Source organism: Paenibacillus sp. FSL F4-0097, assembly GCF_038593125.1.
GTDB classification, from domain to species: Bacteria; Bacillota; Bacilli; order Paenibacillales; family Paenibacillaceae; genus Paenibacillus_AQ; species Paenibacillus_AQ odorifer.
In genome coordinates, this window is record NZ_CP151965.1 from 3,517,283 (window position 1) to 3,535,303 (window position 18,021).

General features: G+C 42.5%; 13 protein-coding genes. 9 read left to right on the plus strand and 4 right to left on the minus strand.

Features of this window, described 5'->3' with window-relative positions; all coding sequences use genetic code 11:
- The first annotated feature begins 196 nt into the window (after nt 1-196).
- The 5 genes from MHH86_RS15790 to MHH86_RS15810 all read left to right on the plus strand — a co-directional run bounded on the left by MHH86_RS15790 (nt 197) and on the right by MHH86_RS15810 (nt 9,980).
- Entirely contained in the window at nt 197-2,848 is a 2,652-nt protein-coding gene (locus MHH86_RS15790) for a discoidin domain-containing protein (protein WP_076316422.1), read from the plus strand.
- A gap of 287 nt (nt 2,849-3,135) precedes the next feature.
- Nucleotides 3,136-5,751 carry a phosphoenolpyruvate synthase gene (gene ppsA / locus MHH86_RS15795; protein WP_076223650.1) on the plus strand — a complete coding sequence of 872 codons (2,616 nt, stop codon included), beginning with the start codon at nt 3,136-3,138 and terminating at the stop codon, nt 5,749-5,751.
- A 92-nt stretch (nt 5,752-5,843) separates the two neighbouring features.
- Entirely contained in the window at nt 5,844-6,452 is a 609-nt protein-coding gene (locus tag MHH86_RS15800) for a TetR/AcrR family transcriptional regulator (protein ID WP_036677176.1), read from the plus strand.
- A gap of 171 nt (nt 6,453-6,623) precedes the next feature.
- Complete coding sequence (locus tag MHH86_RS15805) at nt 6,624-7,949, plus strand: amidohydrolase family protein (protein ID WP_342479348.1); 1,326 nt, start codon at nt 6,624-6,626, stop codon at nt 7,947-7,949.
- Nucleotides 7,950-8,015: 66 nt separating this feature from the next.
- A complete protein-coding gene (locus tag MHH86_RS15810) occupies nt 8,016-9,980 on the plus strand; it encodes a M20/M25/M40 family metallo-hydrolase (RefSeq protein WP_081386901.1) in 1,965 nt (654 codons plus the stop codon).
- Here MHH86_RS15810 and MHH86_RS15815 read toward each other — a convergent pair.
- Nucleotides 9,927-10,736, minus strand: a complete 810-nt coding sequence (locus MHH86_RS15815) for a MerR family transcriptional regulator (RefSeq protein ID WP_340940235.1) — start codon at nt 10,734-10,736, stop codon at nt 9,927-9,929. The genes MHH86_RS15810 and MHH86_RS15815 overlap by 54 nt on opposite strands.
- A 357-nt stretch (nt 10,737-11,093) precedes the next feature.
- Here MHH86_RS15815 and MHH86_RS15820 point away from each other — a divergent pair, with 357 nt between their 5' ends.
- Complete coding sequence (locus tag MHH86_RS15820; protein WP_076223656.1) at nt 11,094-12,530, plus strand: amino acid permease; 1,437 nt, start codon at nt 11,094-11,096, stop codon at nt 12,528-12,530.
- On the opposite strand, the gene MHH86_RS15825 is transcribed toward MHH86_RS15820, so the two are convergent.
- Nucleotides 12,527-13,159, minus strand: a complete 633-nt coding sequence (locus MHH86_RS15825; protein ID WP_038571226.1) for a LysE family transporter — start codon at nt 13,157-13,159, stop codon at nt 12,527-12,529. The genes MHH86_RS15820 and MHH86_RS15825 overlap by 4 nt on opposite strands.
- Before the next feature lie 119 nt (nt 13,160-13,278).
- On the minus strand, nt 13,279-13,800 hold the full coding sequence (locus MHH86_RS15830) for a DUF3231 family protein (protein WP_036677170.1): 522 nt from the start codon (nt 13,798-13,800) through the stop codon (nt 13,279-13,281).
- A 702-nt stretch (nt 13,801-14,502) separates the two neighbouring features.
- On the opposite strand from MHH86_RS15830, the gene MHH86_RS15835 reads away from it, so the two are divergent.
- Nucleotides 14,503-14,811 (plus strand): WGxxGxxG family protein, encoded by a 309-nt coding sequence (locus tag MHH86_RS15835; RefSeq protein WP_038571232.1) that lies wholly within the window; start codon nt 14,503-14,505, stop codon nt 14,809-14,811.
- Between the two features lie 448 nt (nt 14,812-15,259).
- Here the strand turns inward: MHH86_RS15835 and MHH86_RS15840 are convergent, their stop codons facing one another.
- Nucleotides 15,260-15,808, minus strand: a complete 549-nt coding sequence (locus MHH86_RS15840; RefSeq protein WP_076316426.1) for a TetR/AcrR family transcriptional regulator — start codon at nt 15,806-15,808, stop codon at nt 15,260-15,262.
- 183 nt (nt 15,809-15,991) lie between these two features.
- Between MHH86_RS15840 and MHH86_RS15845 the strand changes: the two genes are divergently transcribed.
- A complete protein-coding gene (locus MHH86_RS15845) occupies nt 15,992-16,993 on the plus strand; it encodes an NADP-dependent oxidoreductase (protein WP_342479349.1) in 1,002 nt (333 codons plus the stop codon).
- Between the two features lie 231 nt (nt 16,994-17,224).
- Nucleotides 17,225-17,977 (plus strand): SDR family NAD(P)-dependent oxidoreductase, encoded by a 753-nt coding sequence (locus MHH86_RS15850; protein ID WP_076316428.1) that lies wholly within the window; start codon nt 17,225-17,227, stop codon nt 17,975-17,977.
- Nucleotides 17,978-18,021: the final 44 nt, after the last annotated feature.

Below are 18,021 nucleotides of genomic sequence, written 5' to 3' on the forward strand. Positions count from 1 at the left end.
CTAGCCGCATAATTGCGGCTTTTTGTATATAAATATCAAATTTATAGGAGCAAATTCCCCACTGAGATTATTGACCTTAGACTTACGACCTGTAATAATTGCACCTGAACTTGCCATTAATCCACTATCTATAGCTTTGTTCAACTTGATAAAATGTAAGCGCAATCATTTAATCTATCGATTGGAGGAGTATGGCATGAAAAAGATTGGGGCAGGTTTTATATTCTTACTTGTGATGTGCGCAGCCTTATCCACAACTGCGTTCGCGAAACAGCCTTATTCATCCTATTGGTTTCCGGAGCAATTGCTTCAGTGGAGTCCGGCATCCGACCCGGATGCGGCATTTAACCGGAGCACAGTCCCGCTGCAGGACCGTTTTGTAGCAGATGGAGTCAACGCTCATGCAACCAAAGCGCCAAAAGTCATGGCTTTATCAGCACTGAACCCGGGAACAAGCGGAGTTCCATCGCAGGGTTCAAGCAAATTCGAAGCTAACACATTTACCTATTGGCAATATGTTGACAAGCTGGTCTATTGGGGTGGTTCCGCGGGCGAAGGGATCATCGTACCTCCAAGCGCTGATACGATCGACGCGGCTCATAAAAATGGCGTGCCGATTATCGGAACGGTGTTCTTCCCACCAACCGTATATGGCGGGAAGTATGAATGGGTCAAGCAGATGCTTCAGCAGAATAGTGACGGCTCCTTTCCTGCTGCTGACAAGTTGATCCAGGTTGCGAGCCATTACGGATTTGACGGCTGGTTTATTAACCAGGAGACTGAGGGCGGAACGCCGGCCGACGCACAGCAAATGAAAGCTTTCCTAAGTTATCTGGAATCACACAAGTCAAATTCTATGCACATCGTATGGTATGATTCCATGACCAATGAGGGCAGTATCAGTTGGCAAAATGCACTTAACGACAAGAATGCGATGTTCCTGCAAGACAATAAAAAGCAAATTACAGACAATATGTTCCTGAACTTTTGGTGGAAGGATCTTAAAAGCTCGGCAGAGAAGGCTAGAAGCTTGGGCAGAAGTCCATATGACTTGTATGCAGGCATCGATGTCGAAGCCAAGGGTTACGATACAAAGGTGAACTGGAATCTGTTGTTTCCGGATAAAGATCCTGCCGTTACTTCCCTTGGTATTTACCGTCCGGATTGGGCTTTTAACAGCGCAGAGAGTATGGAAGATTTCTTTGTACGCGAGAACAAATTCTGGGTGGGTCCAAACGGGAATCCGAGTAACACCTCGAGCGATCAAGCCTGGAAAGGTATCGCAAACGATGTGATCGAATCATCACCAGTAAATGAGCTGCCTTTCACCACTAACTTCAACACGGGAAGCGGACAGAAATATTTTGTACGAGGGAAGCAGGTGCGGGATAAGGGCTGGAACAACCGGAGTCTGCAGGATATTCTTCCATCCTGGCGCTGGATCGCAGACAGCAAAGGTACCCCACTTACACCAGTGCTCGACTGGTCCAATGCATATTACGGTGGCAGTTCGCTGAAGGTATCAGGCGTGCTGAACCCTAACAATGCGACACATCTGAAACTCTACAAGACCGACCTTAAGATCGAAGCAAGTACAAAGCTGTCTATTACGTACAAAACACAAAATAAGCCAAGCCTGAAGGTTGGTCTCGCTTTCGCAGACCATCCCAACCAATATGTCTTCCTTAACGTGAAGGATAAGACATCGCCAGACTGGACTACTGAAACATTGAATTTGACCCCATACAAAGGGAAACGGATCGTAGAGTTGTCACTGTATTTTGACTCTAAGGATGCAATTAATAATTACAACATTCAAATTGGCCAGCTCTCTATTCAAAATGCTAATGACTCGATCAAACCATTGCCCGCGGTTCGCGATCTTAAGGTCACTCAATCCGATTTCCGCAATGGTATTTATGGAGACGCCCGATTACAGTGGAAACAGCTTGACCAGCAGGTCAAACAATACGAAATCTATCGTGTACTGCCAGATGGTAGTGAAATGTTCATAGGTGCAACACCAAATCATGTGTTTTACGTTCCTGAGATACGAAGAATAGACAAAGAAACGGTCACAGTATTGAAGGTTGTTGCCATCAATGGAAGATACGAGCAAGGTCAACCCTCTAGCGTGAAGATCAGCTGGCCGGATTATCCAAAGCCGATTGCGGAGTTCAAGGCTGATCGAACCCTAGTGGCTCCAGGCGAGAGCGTAAACTTCACCGACCTGTCGACTGAAGTGACAGAAGGATGGTCATGGACCTTCGAAAGCGGAAGCCCGGCGGTCAGCACATCGAAGAACCCAGTTGTGACATTCGCTCAGGAGGGCGTTTATAGCGTGACGCTAACTGCAACCAACAGCTCGGGCCAAGACACAATTACGAAAAAAGGGCTCATCACAGTGAGCAAGGAAGCTAGCGCAGTGAAAAATCTGGCACTTGGTAAAACTGCAACAGCCGATCACGCCTGCGGGGAAAAGGAAGGGGCACCTAACGCCGTAGATGGTAAAGTGACGGATAACAGTAAATGGTGCGCAATTGGCAATCTGCCCCATTGGCTTCAGGTTGACCTCGGCGCCGAACATCAACTCAGCACTTTTGTCATCAAGCATGCTGAGAGCGGAGGAGAGTGGTCCGGTTTTAATACCAGTGATTATACGATTCAGGTCAGCAGCGACGGAACGAACTGGACGGATGTTGTCAACGTCCAAGGAAACTCGGCTGCCGAGTCGACTGATTCAATTGCGTTAGTAAAAGCCCGCTATGTAAAATTATTGATTCTCAAACCTACGCAGGGAGCCGATACAGCAGCGCGGATCTATGAGTTTGAAGTGAAGGGATTATAATATACCCTATTACGACATTCTAATATTACAGCAAATAAACCGTAGGCCACTTGAGGGGCTGCGGTTTATTTGCTTTAACACTAATGATAGCTGAAATCAAAAAAAAAGAACCTGATTTATCTCATCAGATTCTTATATATTGCATATGAAAAGACACGATGATATAATCAACTCACGACTGATATTCAAAGGTTAGGCATAATAATTGCATCTTATATATTTATATTATCATGCCGTTAAATTCTTGTCAATTTTTTTCTCAATTTAATAGTTAGGAGCGATAATAAATGCGTTCTTTAGTTCTCGGTTTTCAGGAAGTGGACAATACACAGCTTTTGCTCGTTGGCGGAAAAGGGTTAAATTTAGGGAGATTATCAAAAATAGAAGGAATACAAGTACCAGAAGGATTCTGTATTACAACAGTAGGATATCACCAAGCCCTCGAACAGAACCAAACGTATCATGCTTTGTTGGATCAACTAACTATGCTAAAAGTAGAAGATCGGGATCAAATCGGTGAAATCAGTAGGAAGATTCGGCAAATCATTATGGAAGCAGAAATTCCTTCCGATGTTGTGAAGGCAGTTTCTCACTATCTCACCCAGCTTGGTGATGAACATGCTTATGCAGTGCGTTCTAGTGCCACCGCTGAAGATTTACCACATGCCTCTTTTGCAGGTCAACAAGATACCTATTTAAATATCATCGGCATAGAAGCAATCCTTCAGCATATCAGCAAATGTTGGGCTTCTCTATTTACGGATCGTGCCGTAATCTACCGTATGCAAAATGGATTTGACCACAGTCAAGTTTATTTATCCGTTATCGTTCAAAGGATGGTTTTTCCACAGGCTTCAGGGATTTTATTTACCGCTGATCCGATTACTTCTAACCGGAAACTGCTATCCATCGATGCTAGTTTTGGACTTGGCGAAGCACTGGTCTCTGGCTTGGTATCTGCCGATTGTTACAAAGTACAGCAAGAGAAAATTGTCGATAAGAGAATAGCAACCAAAAAATTGGCTATCTACGGACTAAAAGAAGGCGGAACAGAGACCCGGCAGATCGACCTCGAACAGCAAAAGACTCAAACACTTACTGAACAACAAATTTTAAAAATAGCAAGGATAGGCAGACAGATTGAAGCCTATTTTGGTTGCCCACAAGATATCGAATGGTGTTTGGACGAGGATACATTTTATATCGTCCAGAGTCGGCCAATCACAACTTTATTCCCCATCCCTGAAGCGAATGATCAAGAAAACCACGTTTATGTATCTGTTGGTCATCAACAAATGATGACAGATCCCATGAAACCGCTGGGATTGGCTTTTTACCTGTTAACGACTCCTGCACCTATGCGTACAGCTGGCGGAAGATTGTTTGTTGATGTCACATCAAGTCTTGCTTCACCTGGCAGCAGAGAAATGATCATAGAAGCCTTAGGTAAATCTGATCCCCTCATAAAAGACGCACTCATAACCATCGCAGAGCGAGAAGATTTTATAAAATTTTCGGCAGATAATGAAAAAGCTTCTACTCCGAGTAAAAGCAATACAAGCCTGCCACCTAGTGATTCTCAAGTACAACTCGAAAATGATCCGACAATCGTTTCTGACCTCATTAAGAGCAACCAAGCATCAATAGAAGAGTTGCAACAAAACATTCAAACCAAATCAGGGGCGGAGTTGTTTGATTTTATTCTGGAAGATATGCAGCAATTAAAGAAGATTCTATTCAACCCACAAAGTATGCGTGTGATTATGGCGGCTATGGATGCTTCAGCATGGATCAATGAAAAAATAAACGAATGGTTAGGTGAAAAAAACGTAGCAGATACGCTTTCTCAATCTGTACAGGGCAATATTACTTCGGAAATGGGTCTGGCGTTACTCAATCTCGCTGATGTGATTCGACCTTATCCGGAAGTCATTGATTATTTACAGCAGGTTAAAGACGATAATTTCTTAGATGAACTGGTTAGTTTTGAGGGTGGGCAGGAAACCCAAGAGGCTTTCTATGACTATCTCAGTAAATACGGAATGCGATGTACCGGAGAAATCGATCTTACAAGAACTCGTTGGAGCGAAAAACCAACTACACTTGTCCCCATGATTCTTAGTAATATCAAAAACTTTGAACCTAATGCTGGCCATCGGAAATTTGAGCAAGGTCGACAGGAAGCTTTGAAAAAAGAACAAGAGCTATTAGATCGATTGAAGCAATTACCCGATGGTGAACAAAAAGCTAAAGAAACAAAACGAATGATTGATCTCATCCGGAATTTCAGCGGGTTTAGGGAATACCCCAAATACGGTATGGTTAATCGCTACTTCGTTTATAAGCAAGCTTTATTAAAAGAAGCCGAACAACTCGTACAAGCAGGAGTTATTCCTGAAAAAGAAGATATATACTATTTAACGTTTGAAGAACTTCGCGAAGTCGTAAGTAGATGCAAACTGGATTACCAGATCATCAGCAAACGAAAAGAAGAGTACAAATTATATGAAAAACTAACTCCACCACGTGTTCTCACGTCTGATGGTGAAATTATTGCGGGTAAGTACAACCGAGAAAACCTCCCAACAGAAGCTATTGTAGGTCTAGCGGTTTCTTCCGGTGTTATAGAGGGACGAGCGCGTGTCATCTTAAACATGGAGGATGCTGATCTAGAAGATGGTGATATATTAGTTACCTTATTTACTGACCCTAGCTGGACTCCATTGTTTGTATCTGTAAAAGGTCTAGTTACTGAAGTTGGTGGACTAATGACCCATGGGGCAGTTATTGCGCGTGAATATGGCTTACCAGCAGTTGTCGGAGTGGAGAATGCTACCAAATTGATAAAAGATGGGCAACGAATTCGTGTGCATGGTACAGAAGGCTATATCGAAATATTGTAATGGTTGAATCACGAATGTAGTTTGACAAATCGAATCTTTTGAATTATTTTTAATAGTGAATCATTAATTCATTATTAAAGGTGAGGGGCAATATGCAGTCTAAAAAAGAAGAAGTAAAACAGGAAATTGAATCCGCCGCTTTAAAGGTATTTTTCCGAAAAGGCTTCTCTGATGCCAAAATGAATGATATTGCCGATGAAATTCAAATTTCTGTTGGCAATATTTATACTTATTTTAAAAATAAAAAAGATTTGTTCTATTCGGTTGTTCCCCCGTCTTTAGTGGACTATTTGAAGAATGTGCTAGTGGAAAATATTCGTATCGATAACCAGACTTTTTTTGATGATGTTAATAATGAGAAAAAATCAGCTATCGTTCAAGAGCAAATAAATATATTAACCCAGTACAGCAGGCAGATTGTCATTATTTTTGAAAAGAATAAAGGGACCGTATATAGCAATGCCAAAAACGAGCTGATCGATCTGATGATCGAAACTAAAAGACCCTATATAAAAGATCATTATAAAAGATACGAAATCGGAACCGAAGAAAATATGATTCTGCTGAAGATCATCGCGAACAATGTCATCAATATGATTCTGGATTTATTAAAGCACGAGATGAGCGCCGATAGCCGGAGAAGGATTTTTGAGGCATTAAGCTTATACTGGCTGCATGGACTAAAAAGCTTAAACGAATAACATCAATGCGCCGAATTTAGGTGTGGGGTAAAACTGGGGCGCAACGCAGCAATGAGGGACAACCAAGTGGATATGCACATTTAGCATCTACGAGGGTCCCTATTTTTTTAATCCAATAATGAATTAATTATTCATTTTTGGGCGGTGTAATCAAGAACGGGGGAAGTTACGATGAAGACAGGTTATGCGTTTATGGACTGTAATGTTATTTATGGAGATGCGAAAAAAGGGACTGATTCCCATATGACGATTTTGATTGATGAAAACGGCTTGATTCAGGAGATCGGGAAAGCAAGCGCTGTAACTGTCCCCACCCATTTCCAAACGATCGATTGTTCGGGGAAATATGTGATGCCCGGTCTCATCAACGCGCATGTTCATCTTTTTGCCGATGGGAAGCCATTTACGCTATCTGCCAGTGAAGGGCTGCTGAATTTTGCGTTTCATCATATTTTGGATACGAGACTGGGCAGAAACATGTTGAAGAGACGGATGAAAAAAAATGCCCTAACCGCACTGCATTCCGGAGTAACAACGATGCGTAGCGTAGGTGAATTTTTTTATACTGATGTTCAGTTGAGGGATGAGATTAAGGCAAATCAATCTATTGGACCTAATCTTTTGGTATCTGGGTATTTCCTGAGCGTAACGGATGGCCACGGTGCACCTTATTTGGCTTTGGTCGGTGATTCACCATGTGAAGGGAGAAGAAATGTAAGAATCAATGTAAAAAACGGAGTGGACCTAATCAAAATATGTGTAACTGGCGGGGTCACCGATGCCAAAAGGATCGGAGAAGCAGGCCGCTTGCAAATGACGGAAGAAGAGGTGGCTGCCATTTGCGAGGAAGCTCATAAAATTGGGATGTGTGTGGCGGCACATGCAGAAAGTACCGAAGGTGTAAGAGTTGCGTTAAAGGGTGGAGTGGATACTATTGAACACGGCGCGGAGATGGATGAGGATATGATCAGGCTGTACAAAAATAATCCCAGAGCCTTAAAGGGCTACACCGCTGTGATTCCTACTTTACAAGCAGCTTATCCCAGTGCGAAATTAGATCCGATCCTGACAAAGTTGAATACAACCATTAAGGAAAATGCCCGGCTTGTGTATGACTCTATGTTAACAGGGCTACAGCAGGCTATAGAACATGATATCAAAATCGGTGTGGGAACGGACGCTGCTATGTCCTATGTAACCCACTATGATCTTTGGCGTGAGCTTGATCATTTCATGCGACAAACAAAGCTGAACGCATGTGAGGTTATTGAACTAGTAACCAAATCAAATGCAGATATTTTGGGAATCGATCACCTGACAGGTTCTATAGATGTGGGCAAATATGCGGATTTAATCATGATGGAGCAAAACCCATTGGAGAACATAAAAGCTTTGTCTGATGTAGCTATGGTTATGGTCAGAGGGAATTTAATACAAACACCATCTGTGACCAGAATTCAAGCAGTGGACGAGCTGCTGGATACGGTTTGGATTTAGGAGTTACTCAGCTATTCCAAAACAAAAGAAAAACCCCCTCTTTACTATGGAGTAACTCCATACCTTATGATACCCTTTGTCAGGACAGATGACCTATGTAAGCCTGCAAATCATCAATCACTCAAAGGAGACAAGGATATGGATCAACAATTGAAGCAAAAGAATCAGTTAAAACAAATTAGCGAGATAATAATGAATTGGGTCGAACGTGATGAGGAGAAGATTGTTCAGTTCTTCTCAAGTCTAGTTAAATGTGAAACCCCTAGCCCTCCAGGTGATACGCGTGAGGCAATGGCGATGGTTCAGAGTTACCTCGACATCGAAGGACTTCCGTACAGGCAAGTCAACGCCAAAGATACCATGCCAAATATCATTTCTTCGGTGCAAATGCCAAGCGAGGGTAGGCATCTGATGTTCAACGGACATCTCGATGTACTGCCTGCTGGAGATGAACCCGGGTGGACTGACGATCCATGGAGCGGAAAGATTGTGAACGGTCGGGTATGGGGACGCGGGACGTCAGATATGAAGGCAGGCGTAACGGCGATGCTTTTCGCCTACACGTATCTATCACAATTACTCGATCAACTGAAGGGCAAACTATCGCTTACCATCGTCTCCGATGAAGAGACTGGATATGGACGGGGCACCGGCTTTATGTTCGAGCAGATCGAAAGCGAAATGGAAGCCGACTGCGTCCTCAGCGCCGAACCCTCTGGAACGGATGCGATTTCGTTCGCCTCGAAGGGTTACATGCAGTTTTCTGTACGAGTGGCGACACGGGGAGCTATATCCGGGTATCCTAACGAAAGCAAAAGCTCGATCCATATCGCCACCGATATCATCCGCGACCTTGACGAGTTGGAAGGTATCGAGGTAGACGTTCCCTCCTCGATTACGGATATACTCTCTAATCCGCAGCGGCGTGAACAGTACAACGAGTCCAGAGGAGAAGGTGCGGCTGAGATTCTGCCATTAATCACGGTTAATGTTGGTACGATCGAGGGCGGCAATTCACCTAGTGTCATTTCACCTGATTGTATATTCTCGGTATCCGTTGTTCTTCCAGTCAGAGCTGATCCGTATACGATTTTCTCGAAAGCCAGAGATATTGTTGCTCGCTATCCCGAAGCAGAAATCAAATTGGAAGGGGTCGATTCGGCGGATGTATCGGATCCAGACAGTGAGATGGCTAGGATCTTGCAGGAGACGGTAGAAGATTTGGGGTGGAAAAAACCGGTGCTGGTTCCTGATGTTGCAATTTCCGATTGTCGGTACTGGCGTTATCGTGGTACGCCTGCTTTCTGGTATGGTCCGGACGGAAGCAATTGCAGCGCGGCCAATGAGTCGGTATCGATCAAGGAATTGCTGCATCTGGTTCGCACCCATGCCTTAGCGGCAACGCAGTACCTCATGAATAATTATATAGAAGAAGACACAGAAGAAAAAAGTGTTGAAGGATCAGCAGTGTCTGAAGAAAAACCTAAGTTCGCTGCACACAAACCAGAGATCAAATCGCTGCCGGCTCTGCGCGTCGCCCGCATCATGGCAAAAGCGAAGAGCTTTAATCACATCAACCCTATCATTGGTCCAATGTTTAATCAGCTCTACCTCAGCCTTACCCAGGCAGGTGTGATTGTTGGTGCGGTATCGCTAGCCACCTTTGAGGAAGACGTGGACGGTAACGGGTTAATTGTGACTGCCGCATTTCCTGTCGGACCAGAGGTTGTCTCCGGAGACGGATTCGAGGTCGTAGTACTCTCTGGTGTTGAAGCGGCTGTAACGACGGTCCACCGTGGCTCAGAAAGCACTGCTGCCACCTGGAATAATCTCCGACGTTGGATTAGTAGAGAGGGGTATCGGCCTCAGGAAGTATACCGCGAGTTCTACATCGTGGCTCAACCGAATCCGCAAGGAGCTCTGGGCTACCGAGTTGCAGCAACTCGTCACACGACGCTAAGCTATAAATTAAATTTTCTACTTTATAGCAAGACTGATTTTCGTGACAAAGTCTTCTTCTCTATTGGTTGACAATGCATTGACCAAATATTCTTCATAAGCATTACCGGATACATGAAACCCTCTATCCCTAATTTCATTTAACAGGAACGGATAAACTTCCGTTATGCTCTCATAGCTGCCTTTATGATAAAGAATGGCATAAAGACCTGCGGATTTTAATTCGGCATTCGGAGTTTCAGTGTGAACAAACAAACGTTCAACTCGGTTAAACCGACCATGCAAGATATCCTCTTTGCTAGTCACAGAACCAATGAAAGCTGGACCTTTCATTCCTGTTTGCTCTAAAAAAACTTCATAATCGTAATTCCATTCTTCGTTAGAGGTATCACCGGTACGTGGATTCGGGGCACTATATATCACGTGTTCCTCCGGTAATTCAACGATTGTAACTTCACCTAGTGTGGTATTTATTAATTCTTCTGATATGGATGTCAACTTCGAAAGGAACCAATAAATTTCTTGTAGCTTTTTAATTTCTTCTTCCACCTTTATGAGTTGTTCTTCAGCAAGCTTGGTCAATTTCTCCGAGGAAGGTGAACTGAAATAGCTCTTCAGATCTTTAATAGGAAAGTTCAACGATCGGAGTGATTGTATAGCCCAAAAGGTATCGAGCTGCTGTAAAGTGTAATATCGATATCCGTTATCGCTTATTCCTGCTGGTTGAAATAGCTTTATTTTGTCATAGTAGAACAATGTATCTTTTTTGATTCCGAATAGCTTAGCAAATTCACCAGTATAAAAATTCGTTAGATTTTTTCTAATCATGAGTAAATTATCCTTTACTATAGAGTAAGTCCATACCCAATAGTACCATTTGTACGGAAAGATATCATTTATACTGCGGTTTAGATGTAGTTACGATTGCCATTCCACAGATCACAGAACAAGAAACTTCCGTAAACATGCGAATCGATACAACGATTCCTACCACAAAAAAGCCATACTGATTAACCAGTCTTTTCTTCTTTATTGCATACTACCCGGTATGAATAACTATAAGCCTGTCAGCCTTTCTGGTCGGGAAGCTTATTTATTATGATTCCTGTAAATAACGTACCCGCCTGAAGGGAATTCTAGAGATGAGAGACATCTCAAATTCTAATCAGGATGAGGACGGAATTCATGAAGCAACCTTCCAGTAAAACTGAAGAAGACGATAAACTGAAATGGTGGCAACTAAGCTTGTTAGGCATAGCAGGCACTATAGGAACCGGGTACTTTCTTGGCTCAGGTCTAGCAATTTCCATGGGAGGGCCAGCAGTACTGCTAGCCTACATTTTAGCTGCTATTGGAACATATGTCGTATTTGATGCACTGGCTCAGATGACAGCGGAAGATCCGGAGCAGGGTTCATTTCGATCCTATGCAAAAAAAGCATTTGGAAATTGGGCAGGGTTCGGGAGCGGCTGGGTATATTGGTTTTCGGAACTGTTGATTATGGGAAGTCAGCTCACAGCATTGTCCATATTCTCGCGTTTTTGGTTCCCGGCCGTACCGATGTGGGTATTTGCTGCCAGCTTTGCTGCCGTGAGCCTATTGATTGTGTTTTTTGGTAATAAGGGCTTTGACAGGGTTGAAAATATACTGGCCATCATTAAAGTGGCGGCTATACTAATGTTCCTTGTTATTGCTGCCGTACTTCTGACGGGTTGGATCGGCGGTTCTAAGTTCTCACCGAAAGTTCCACTTGGGTTTAAAGCGTTGTTTCCATCTGGAGGTATTGGGTTGTGGTCTGCCTTTATTTTTGCTTTTTATGCCTATGGTGGCATTGAGGTGCTGGGAATTATGTCCTACAGGCTAAAGAAACCTGAGGAAGCTCCAAAAGCAGGAAAGGTGATGTTGCTGGGACTGGCTACAGTATACGTTCTCTCAATCGGGCTTGCAGTAATCATGGTGCCGCTTAGTGCTTTTAATCCAAAAGAAAGTCCTTTTGTGCTCGCGCTCAGCAGCGACCATCTGACCTTTATACCGCATTTGTTTAACGGGGTGTTGATCATAGCTGGGTTCTCCACGATGACAGCTTCGCTTTATGCCATTACCTCGATGATGATCACTCTTTCACAGGAAGGGGATGCACCCAAGGTTTTTTCGAAGAAATGGAAGGATAAATATCCGTTTTTTGCCCTTTGTTTAATAGCTGGAGGTTTAGGGGGTGCCATTATGATGTCATTGTGGTTGCCAGGAAAAGTATACGAATACATTACAACAGCTGCCGGACTGATGATCCTCTATAACTGGTCCTTTATATTGCTCTCCTCCCGCAAGCTGCTTAAGCCCAGTCTTCTAAACGGGGTGAAACGCTGGCTAGGCTTAGTGCTGATCGCTACTGCTGTAGCAGGTACGCTATTTCATGCGCTCAGTCGTCCAGGCTTCTACATCAGCCTGCTAATTGTTTCGCTGATTGCCTTGAGTGATTGGATCGTTCAACACATCCGTAATAAGAAGGACAGTTATGTTATGGGGCATGGGGCGGACGAACAGACCCATGAATATCATTCTTTACCGGGCGGTCCTGAATTTCGGATTAAGGGCATCAGGATGCGAAAAAACAAGGTTTAATGAAAAAAGAGAAGTCGGGCAGCCTGTACACCAAAATAAAAACCAAATCCAATCAGCGACAGACCTGACAGAACGGAGATCGCCTTCAATACCCGAACGGTTAGAAATTTACGAAAGAGGCTGGAGGCGGCAGCCATGGTTACATCCCAGAAAAGAATCCCTAGTACGATTGCTCCGCTATAGATCAATAATTGCTGCATCGGATACTCGCTGACCGCCTTGGCTAATATTGAGCCGTAAATACCCAACCAAAAAAGGATCGAGAGGGGATTGAACAAGGACATGAGAAATCCCGACAGATAAGATTTGGATAGTGAGGTATCGTTGCCCCTCAGCCCGTCAGCTGAAATGTCACCTGTATTTTTAATGCTGTCTACACCTGAATAGACGAGGACAAAGAATCCGAACAACCATAAAAACACTTTAACAAACGGAGCATCCAGCAGATGAATGAGGCCAAAATAAACAAGCAGCATGTAGATGATATCGGCACTAACCGCCCCTAAACCGACTATCCAGGCAGGCATAAATCCTCCGCGGAGTCCCTTGTCCAGCTGTGCTGCATTAATGGGTCCGAGAGGTGCCGAGAGGGATAATCCTATAATCATATAACCTATAAATACGTTAATGTTGTCCTCCTCCTTTATATAGTTAGCTTATTCTGATAAAGGCAGTGGTAGGACAACCAAAAAAAGGCCTGCGGAAGATCGCGGGCCTTCTTTTATAAGAAACTAAAGAGTGAGTAGAATTACGCCTTCACGGATTCAGGTCTTTTAACAAGAAGAGGTGGAGGAATCAACCAGCCCTTTTTCTTAGTCAAATGTAGAATTTTAAGGCCGATTGCTGCTTTGGTAAGGTGATATTTAGCAAACAAAGCCCCTATATCTTCTCTGATCGATTGTCCCATTGCCTGACTACATGCCACAAGTCCAACAGCATTATCAGCTGCAAGTTTGGCTGCAATTTCAGGATCTGTGAAACGTGCCCCTACAGGAATATCTTCAAGTTTAGCATCGGGCCGATTTGGCATTACTGGTGCAGATGCAATACCTTGCTCTGAGAGCAGTGTATCACACTCACTGATTTCAAGCTCCGCTTGATCAATTAAAGCTCCTAATATTTTTTTCAGGTCATTGTCGCCCGCGTGGTACATATAAGCTCTGTAACAAGAGAGGGCTCCCTTTGCGACCATTGAGGCTTGCCAAACCGTAAAAATCTCTCCATAATGCATCGGTTCTTCTTTGGGGTTACCGCCTAGAATCCCTGTCATAAATAGTCTCCTTTATTGTTGGATTTGAACAAACATTAGCATGCCCACAACAACAAGAAAATTGCAGCTTTTCACATAAAATAGGTATGTCAATTTGAGGCTTCGGCATCCGTGCAAGTTTAAGAATAAATAGCACTAATTTTCTCATAATAGGATAAATGTGAAAATAAGGAACGATAAAATTGAACACGAGTTGTGGAGGAATCAAATGTTTTTCATCGTGATGATTGGATAGATACTTCCATGGACGATGGCAGATACTATTTTAGAGAGGACTTATCAGTAATCGTTCTAACGGACCGCTTGCAAGTATAATTGCCTTTGCATTCAATGAAGTTGGTTATCACTGGAGAGAGTCGAGTGTATCTCCATCGAGGCAGGGATGGAATGGGAGTCATTGCTTCCAACACCTTTGGTAAAATGTTAAGCCCTGTCCTCGGCGCTTATTTAGGTACATTGTTATGGTTTGCACCCTTGAAAGAATTGAAAAAGAAATCGAGGCACGATCACTTCTTTATATAGCAGCCGTAGGGGCGGAACGTGACTGCTATCCTTATTCGCTGTTACTCCAAGCGAGGGAAAGACAGGAGGGAAGAACAATCAGAAGCAAAGCTATTCCTCAAAATTCTCGGATAGGAAGGATTAAATAGGGGAAAATAGCAATGGGTGCTGCCTGCCCAATATTGTTCTGGAGGGAAAAAAATGAAGAAGATTGCTACTTTTGCATCAGTTGCATGTCTTAGTTTACTTTTAAGTATTCCAGCATTTGCGAACCAAGATGAAGCAAACCTAGGGATACAAACACATTACTCGGCTAATCAAACAAATGATAACCTGAATGCAAGGAATGTTAATGCAACGGGTAATCATAATTCAACAGCGGTCGAGAATGGAAATTACCGAGCACAGGCAGTCGGGGATGAGAATCGAGGCACTAATTGGAGCTGGTTGGGTCTCTTAGGGTTGCTTGGACTTACAGGCTTGCGGAATAGAAGCCGAGAAAAAAGCTAAACTTTTTAGAGTTAAAGGGAACTATAGGGGCCATTTTTATGATTAGAACTTAGAACTGAGGACTGCATTAACAGACTCGGCAAAGAATTTATACCTTTAATTTGTTCTAAATAAAAAGCCGGTTTCAGGATGATCCTGAATAACCGGCTTTACATTTTTTTAGCAAACCATTTTTAGGAGAGATTTAAAGATAATCGCACTTGAATTTGCCATTCACCAGCCACAGGTTCCAGAGTCGTCCGTAACCCGCACATGTTGGCATGCTCAGTGAGGAGTTCCGCGTATTCCACCGAAGCAGGACTTCGCAATGATAATTTTACTCCGAGTTTACGAAAATTGGCGGAACCGGACAAAAGTGGGAGAACAACTACAGTACTTCAGAAGACAGAAGCTTCTGGACCATGTTTATGATTGAAGAATAATTTTTTTAAAACTAAGGGATTTGAATTCAAAGACCCTTATTAATTAAACTCCAGATGCGTTCAAACCTGTCTTGGTAGTCAGGTAAATTCCAGGATTCTTTGAAGGATGGGAGGCTAAATACTGCAAACGCAGAGAGAATCGCCTCAGCCCGTTCCAAGTGGGGATCGTGATAGTCCATGAGGCCGTCAATGATTTGGTAGGAATCCCAGAGAACATTGCGTAATACCAGTGGATTGCTATCCACGTATTGAGTATTCAAGGCAAACATCTTGGGATTCTCGTTATAAGCGCGTTTTTTTGCGTTAACAAATGCCCATAGCCAATCGTGAAGCAATTCTTGCGGTTTAGTTAAATTAGTCATATCTAATTTAATTTGTTCTGAAATCATCCGGTTGAACCAGCTCTTAGATACGGCTGCCCAGAGCTCTTGCTTATTTTTAAAGTGCTTATAGAGCGCTGCATGGGTGATACTTAATTCATCCGCAATTTGTGAGAGTGTCACTTCGGATTTTTCCGTGCGTTTAATTAATGCCTCAGCTGTTTCAATAACAAGCTCTTGAGTGATTTTAGCCACCGTACTGCCAACCCTTCTTTCTTCAATAAATTCCTTTTTATCGTTTATACACTTGCGAGTATTTTAACATATAAAATATCCAGTAACAATTGTTGACATTTGTAACTTATAGTTTTATGCTTATTGCACAAGTTACAAAAACAAATAAATGTTACTTTTTCAATGCATAGGAGGTCATTAATTATGAAAGCAGCACAGATCACCAAATATTCAAAAAAGTTCATAGTAAAAGTGAACGATATTCCAATCCCAGAAATAAGTGATAACGAAGTCTTGGTCCAGGTGAAAGCAGCAGCAGTTAATCATTTAGAATTGCTCATTGGTACCGGAAGTGTAAAGCTGATTCAGGATTATGAATTCCCATTAGTACTTGGTAACGAGCTGACGGGTGTTATTGAAAAAGTGGGTAAGAAGGTGCAAGGTTTCAAAGTTGGCGATGCAATTTATTCACGTCTGCCACTACAAAAAATCGGTGCCTTTGCGGAATACGCGGCAATTAATGCAGATGCCATCGGGTACTTACCCGCCAATCTGAATTTTGTGACTGGTGCAGCTGCGCCATTAACAGGATTGACAGCCTATCAAGGATTAAATGAAGAATTAAATGCTAAAGCTGGCGAAAGCGTGTTTATCCCTGGAGGGTCTGGTTCGTTTGGCCAAATGGCCATTCCTATCGCCAAAAGCATGGGGCTCAAGGTCATCATCAGTGGAAATCCAGAAGCACGTGAACGGACAATGGCCGCTGGTGCAGACCAATATATTGATTATACGACTACGAACTATTGGGAACAGCTTAGTGATGTAGATTATGTGATGGATACCTTGGGACCCAGCGAATTTGATCATGAGCTTTCAATTATTAAAGCAGGAGGCCGCCTTCTTTCTCTGCGGACTGGTCCTAACAAACGTTTTGCAGAAGATCTGGGCTTCTCTGGCTGGAAACAAAAGCTCTTCACCATCGCCGGGGCTAAGTATGATCATAAAGCGAAGAAAAAGAAGATTCAATATCATTTCATTTTTGTTCGCAGTGATGGCGAACAATTAAAGAAAATTACGAAGATTATTGAAGATAATGGAATTGTACCAGCAGTGGACCCTACAGAATTCCATATAGAAGATATTAACGAAGCACTGAATTTTGTTGCTGAAGGTCATCCTAAAGGGAAAGTTATGATCAGATTTTAAGGAGGGGCCTCAATTGTTGTCAAAAAATTCTTTACTGATCATTCTAGAATTGATATACTGATGCAAATTAGAGTTAATAGTGTAGTTTTTCGCCTTAACTAGAATGATCATTCTTGAATATTTTGAAGAAATTTATTAAGGGAGGGATGAATGAGATACAAGTCTAATCGTGAACAAAACTCTATTGAAATGTTGTTAAATGATCAAAAAACTTAAAAGGGAGAGAATAATATGAAATATACAGTGATTACAGGAGCAAGCTCAGGAATTGGGTATGAAACAGCATTAGCGTTTGCTGCACGCGGTAAAAATTTAATTTTGGTAGCTAGAAGATTAGATAAATTAGAAGAACTTAAATCAACAATTCAGAATATTGATCCTAATGTAAATGTTATTATTATTTCAAATGATCTGTCTATTACAGAGCAGGCTTACACACTGTATAACACTTTGAAGGAATACCAAATAGAAACCTGGATTAATAATGCAGGACTTGGTGAAGCTTCTTTTGTGGTAGAACAGAATTTAGATAAAGTTGAAATTATGTTACGTGTTAACATCGAATCCTTGACGATCCTTTCTACACTATTTGTGCGAGATTATGCTGATGTAGAAGGAACTCAGTTAATTAACGTATCATCCGCACTCGGATATGCCATTGCTGTTGGGAGCGTTGCTTATTCTGCATCTAAATATTATGTTAGTGCCTTCACCGAAGGGCTTGCAAAGGAACTAGAGCTTAAAGGCGCGAAATTAAAAGCAAAGGTTTTAGCACCAGCAATAACTGAAACGGAATTTGTGAAGAAATCTATAGATGCTGAAGAATTTGATTACAAAGCAAACATGCCTAAATACCACACTGCCAAACAAATGGCGAGTTTCATGGTAGAGCTTTATGATAGCAATGATATGATAGGAATTGTTGACCAGAACTATGACTTCAATCTGAGAGATCAAATCTATCCAATTATATCTGAGTTTTAAATCGAATTAGATATTAGTCACTAAAACGATCGTTGAAGAAACTG

What these genes read in the sequence shown, in the direction of transcription:
- MHH86_RS15790 (WP_076316422.1), top strand. Translation starts at nt 197, where the DNA reads ATGAAAAAGATTGGGGCAGGTTTTATATTCTTACTTGTGATGTGCGCA.
- ppsA (WP_076223650.1), top strand. Translation starts at nt 3,136, where the DNA reads ATGCGTTCTTTAGTTCTCGGTTTTCAGGAAGTGGACAATACACAGCTT.
- MHH86_RS15800 (WP_036677176.1), top strand. Translation starts at nt 5,844, where the DNA reads ATGCAGTCTAAAAAAGAAGAAGTAAAACAGGAAATTGAATCCGCCGCT.
- MHH86_RS15805 (WP_342479348.1), top strand. Translation starts at nt 6,624, where the DNA reads ATGAAGACAGGTTATGCGTTTATGGACTGTAATGTTATTTATGGAGAT.
- MHH86_RS15810 (WP_081386901.1), top strand. Translation starts at nt 8,016, where the DNA reads ATGATACCCTTTGTCAGGACAGATGACCTATGTAAGCCTGCAAATCAT.
- MHH86_RS15815 (WP_340940235.1), bottom strand. Translation starts at nt 10,736, where the DNA reads ATGATTAGAAAAAATCTAACGAATTTTTATACTGGTGAATTTGCTAAG.
- MHH86_RS15820 (WP_076223656.1), top strand. Translation starts at nt 11,094, where the DNA reads ATGAAGCAACCTTCCAGTAAAACTGAAGAAGACGATAAACTGAAATGG.
- MHH86_RS15830 (WP_036677170.1), bottom strand. Translation starts at nt 13,800, where the DNA reads ATGACAGGGATTCTAGGCGGTAACCCCAAAGAAGAACCGATGCATTAT.
- MHH86_RS15835 (WP_038571232.1), top strand. Translation starts at nt 14,503, where the DNA reads ATGAAGAAGATTGCTACTTTTGCATCAGTTGCATGTCTTAGTTTACTT.
- MHH86_RS15845 (WP_342479349.1), top strand. Translation starts at nt 15,992, where the DNA reads ATGAAAGCAGCACAGATCACCAAATATTCAAAAAAGTTCATAGTAAAA.
- MHH86_RS15850 (WP_076316428.1), top strand. Translation starts at nt 17,225, where the DNA reads ATGAAATATACAGTGATTACAGGAGCAAGCTCAGGAATTGGGTATGAA.